Origin of the sequence: Bacillus sp. FCW2 (genome assembly GCF_021228595.1) — a bacterium.
Lineage (GTDB): Bacteria > Bacillota > Bacilli > Bacillales > Bacillaceae > Bacillus > Bacillus velezensis.
On sequence record NZ_CP089436.1, the window covers coordinates 4,145,849 to 4,146,485 of the forward strand.

1 protein-coding gene is annotated in these 637 nt (G+C 41.9%); it reads left to right on the plus strand.

The annotated features are described in order from the left end of the window. Positions 1 to 10: 10 nt before the first annotated feature. The coding region (locus K3G25_RS20590) for a condensation domain-containing protein (RefSeq protein WP_232489508.1) at positions 11 to 637 on the plus strand (627 nt) is incomplete at its 3' end.

Sequence of the window (637 nt, forward strand, 5' to 3'; positions counted from 1 at the left end):
CAGTTTTGTCATGACAGAAGGAGAAACCTTTCAAGTCATTGCAGACGAGGTATTCTACCAAGTGGAATATGAAGAGACCGACAGCTACAGCGAAGCCGATATGGAATCATTTGTACGCCCGTTTGACATCGGAACAGCACCGCTCATGCGTTTTAAAGTAGTCAAAGAAAGAAATCAGAACAACTATATTTTACTATTCGATATGCACCATATTATTTCCGATCATCAGACTCTAAATCTATTAATCGAAGATTTCTCACGATTGTATAACGGTGAAGAATTACAACCACTTGAACTCCAATACAAAGATTATAGTGAATGGATGCGTGGCAGAAACCTGGAGAGTCAGAGAAACTATTGGAAAGAAGTATTTAAAGAAGAGGCACCGGTTTTGGACTTGGTGACGGACTATCCCCGTCCCAAAATCCAAAGCTACAAAGGAGCCCAAGTGTCGGTTCAGCTTAGCCAAGAGCAGAAAGCTGGCATTCAAAATATAAATAAACAACAGGGAACGACAGATTACATGACCTTACTGGCTGTATTTATGATAGAACTGCATAAATACAGCAGGCAACAAGATATCGTGGTAGGAACACCCATCTCAGGCCGAGTGCATCCGGATACCGAGACGATCGCA